Genomic DNA, 3,470 nt, shown 5'->3' on the forward strand with positions numbered 1-3,470 from the left:
AGTGTGGAGCTTCTCCATGTGAGAGTAGGTCATCGTCAAGCTTCTATAAGAAACCCCAGATCTCGACAGAGGTCTGGGGTTTCGTCTTTTCGGGCTGGAAAATACCATTGCCCACTAGTCAGTGGCGCCAGGCAGGCGCGCACGCACATGCAACACGCTATCGCCTCGCTCAACTGCAGGCTACGCATTTGGGCTTTTGGTGGGCTGCGAATGCAGCGGTGGAAGGGGAAGCGTCTTCCACCCTACGGTGATTCGCGAGCTCTTTTAGCCTGGGTTAGCCGAAGGCGTAACCCGGGGGCTGGTCGGGGCACTGAACCGTCTAACTATCCCTTGCCTAAGCGCAACGACACGTAATTCCCATCATGGTGAATGCTCTTGGTCTTGTAGGCAGCGGCCGAGTGCATCGCTATCATGCGCTCCTTAAGGCAGGGCAGGTTAGGCATGCAGTCATTATTGCGACTTCTACAGGACGGGCAGTTTCACTCTGGTGAAGAGTTGGGGGCGGCTGTCGGTGTCAGCCGGGCGGCGATCTGGAAGCGCCTGCAGGCACTTGAGGCCGAATACGACCTGCAGATCCACAAGGTTCGTGGGCGTGGATATCGGCTCAAGACGCCTTTATCCCTGTTGAGCCGTGAGGCGCTTAACGATTGCTCTCCCTATCCAATCACGCTGCAGCAGCAGGTCGACTCCACTAACGCCGAGGCATTGCGTCATCTGGCATCAGGTGCAGTTCCGCCGTTCCTGGTTGTCGCCGAGCAGCAGACTGCCGGGCGTGGGCGGCGAGGGCGGAGTTGGACGAGCCCTTTCGGTGAGAATCTTTATTACAGCCTGGTGCTGCGGGTGAGTGGCGGAATGCGTCAGCTCGAAGGTCTTAGCCTGGTTGTCGGGCTTGCGCTGCTGCAGGCGCTGCGCGATGGGGGCATCACAGATGCCGGTTTGAAGTGGCCCAACGATTTGTTGGTTGGCGGTCGCAAGATCGCCGGTATCCTTCTGGAGCTTTCCGGTGACCCAGCTGATGTATGCCATGTGGTGATCGGCATTGGTGTGAACATCAATATGCGCAATGCGCCTCAGGGGGAGGCCATCAGCCAGCCCTGGACATCCATGCGCCGGGTTCTGGGGCAGCAGGTTGATCGCAACCGGTTCGTTACCGCTCTCAGTGGCCAGCTTGAGCGCTATCTTCAACTGCATCAGGCGCAGGGCTTTGCCTCTCTGCGTGAGCTATGGGAAGCCAGTCATCTCTGGCAGGGACGAATGGTGGAGCTTGCTGCTGGGGCGCAGGCCATTCATGGGCGTGTTCTAGGCGTAGACGAGACAGGGGCTTTGCGGCTGGAAGTCGACGGCCAGGAAAAAGTGTTCAGTGGTGGTGAGCTCAGTCTGAGGTTGCATGATGATTCTTGAGCTTGACTGCGGTAACAGCTTTATCAAGTGGCGTGTTCTGCCGCGGGCGGGCACGGGTGCGGCGGTTGCCAGTGGTGTTGCCGATAACGTTGACGAGCTTATCGCTGCATTGGCAGATCGGTTTTCGCGGCAGCTGTCGGCCTGTCGTCTGGTAAGTGTGCGCGCCGATGATGAAACGCGTCTGCTTTGCACGACCTTGTCCGAGCGGTTCGCAATCGAGTGCCAGGTGGCAAGGCCGGCCCAGGAGCTGGCGGGTGTGCAGAACGGCTACGAGGATTACCAGCGCCTCGGGCTCGACCGATGGCTTGCCGCGGTCGGAGCCTACAGCCTGGAGCAGGGCGCTTGTCTGATTCTAGATCTCGGTACGGCCATTACTTCGGACTTCGTGAGTGCCGATGGTGCGCACTTGGGCGGTTTCATATGCCCCGGTATGCCACTGATGCGTAATCAGTTGCTTACCCATACCCGGCGTATCCGATATGACAGCGCTGCTGCTGAGCAGGCGGGCGATAGCCTGGTGCCGGGGCGCTCCACTGCTGAGGCGGTCGAGCGTGGTTGTCGGCTGATGCTGCGCGGCTTTGTCGCGACGCAGCTTGAGCAGGTGCGGCAGCAGTGCGGAGCGGATGTGGCCGTATTTCTGACCGGGGGCGATGCCGCAATGGCTGCCGAATGGGTGCCGGCAGCGCGCGTGGTACCCGATCTGGTGTTCATCGGGTTGGCGATCGCCTGTCCAGTGACGGGGGAGAAGTGATGCGTTGGATCTTCATGTTGTTGGTCGTGCTCAACGCCTTCTATTACGTGTGGCATCAACAGCAGGCGCCAATGCAGGCCAAAGAGGTCGCGCCGCTGTCCCTGTATCAGGACAGTCGGCGGGATATCCAGCTGCTAAGTGAGTCCAAGCCCCAGGAGCGCCGCACCTCTGCTGCCAAGGATGAGACGAAGGAAGAGGTGCCAGAGCAGGCGGTGTGTCTTTTTCTGGGGCGTTTCGATGACGAGGCGCAGGCTCAGCAGGTGGAGCAGCGCTTGCTAAGTCTGGATATCCGCTCGCAGGTTCAGGTTGTCGAGTCGGCCGGCTCGGTCGATTACTGGGTTTATCTGCCTCCACTGGCATCACGGCAGGCGTCGCTTCGCCAGTTGCGTGAATTGCAGGCGCGCAAGATCGACAGCTACATCATCAGTCAGGGCGATCTTGCCAATGGCATCTCCCTAGGGATTTTTCCCCGCCATGATTCGGCCGATAGCGTGATATCCCGCCTGCGCCGCGCCGGTTACGAGCCATTGCTGCGTGAATTGCCGCGTGCCAACCGTAGCCATTGGGTGCGTATCGCCCCGGAAAGCCGCCGTTTGGTCGATGATTCGCTGCTTGAACGTTTGTCTTTGGACTTCAATGGCTTACAACATCAATTAATGCCATGCGAGGGGGTTGCAAGCGTTCGATAGAATGCATAGAATGGCGCCCGCTTCGCAGGGTGGACATCTCGAGAGATGAAATGCGAAGTTACTGTTAGTGACGCTAAGCTCAGGTTTTTAAATGAGAAAGTGCTTGACAGTAGGGTGGCAGATAAAGAGAATGCCGCCTCCTTATGGAGGGATTCCCGAGCGGCCAAAGGGATCAGACTGTAAATCTGACGTCATAGACTTCGAAGGTTCGAATCCTTCTCCCTCCACCAGATTTAAGCGCGAGCTGCTAGCTCCGCGGGCATAGTTCAGTGGTAGAACCTCAGCCTTCCAAGCTGATGATGCGGGTTCGATTCCCGCTGCCCGCTCCAGCTTTTGTTGTTCGTGCAATGTGTTTCGCTCATGTAGCTCAGTTGGTAGAGCACACCCTTGGTAAGGGTGAGGTCAGCGGTTCAAATCCGCTCATGAGCTCCATTTAATAGAGGCAGATATGAAAATATCTGCCTTTGTTTTAATGGCGGTATCGCTAGCTGAATTCTTCGTTCGGGGACGGTCAAAATGGCTAAAGAAAAGTTTGAACGTAACAAACCGCACGTCAACGTTGGCACCATTGGTCACGTTGACCATGGCAAAACCACTCTGACCGCTGCTCTGACTCGCGTCTGCTCCGA

The 3,470-nt window shown here is 57.8% G+C and carries 4 protein-coding genes and 3 tRNA genes; all 7 read left to right on the top strand.

Going from position 1 to position 3,470, the window contains the following annotated elements:
- The first annotated feature begins 441 nt into the window (after positions 1-441).
- Positions 442-1,401 (top strand): bifunctional biotin--[acetyl-CoA-carboxylase] ligase/biotin operon repressor BirA, encoded by a 960-nt coding sequence (birA, locus tag BM279_RS23040; RefSeq protein ID WP_093507717.1) that lies wholly within the window; start codon positions 442-444, stop codon positions 1,399-1,401.
- Entirely contained in the window at positions 1,391-2,152 is a 762-nt protein-coding gene (locus BM279_RS23045) for a pantothenate kinase (RefSeq protein WP_093507721.1), read from the top strand. The genes birA and BM279_RS23045 overlap by 11 nt, the downstream gene beginning before the upstream one ends.
- Entirely contained in the window at positions 2,152-2,841 is a 690-nt protein-coding gene (locus tag BM279_RS23050) for an SPOR domain-containing protein (RefSeq protein WP_093507719.1), read from the top strand. The genes BM279_RS23045 and BM279_RS23050 overlap by 1 nt, the downstream gene beginning before the upstream one ends.
- Positions 2,842-2,986: 145 nt before the next feature.
- Positions 2,987-3,071, top strand: a tRNA-Tyr gene (locus BM279_RS23055).
- A 25-nt stretch (positions 3,072-3,096) separates the two neighbouring features.
- Positions 3,097-3,170: transfer RNA gene (locus tag BM279_RS23060), tRNA-Gly, on the top strand.
- Positions 3,171-3,197: 27 nt separating this feature from the next.
- A tRNA-Thr gene (locus BM279_RS23065) sits at positions 3,198-3,273 on the top strand.
- Positions 3,274-3,357: 84 nt separating this feature from the next.
- Positions 3,358-3,470, top strand: a 113-nt coding sequence (locus BM279_RS23070) for a GTP-binding protein (protein ID WP_244154210.1), incomplete at its 3' end; no start/stop codon positions are given.

It is taken from the genome of Phytopseudomonas straminea (genome assembly GCF_900112645.1).
Taxonomy (GTDB): Bacteria; Pseudomonadota; Gammaproteobacteria; order Pseudomonadales; family Pseudomonadaceae; genus Aquipseudomonas; species Aquipseudomonas straminea.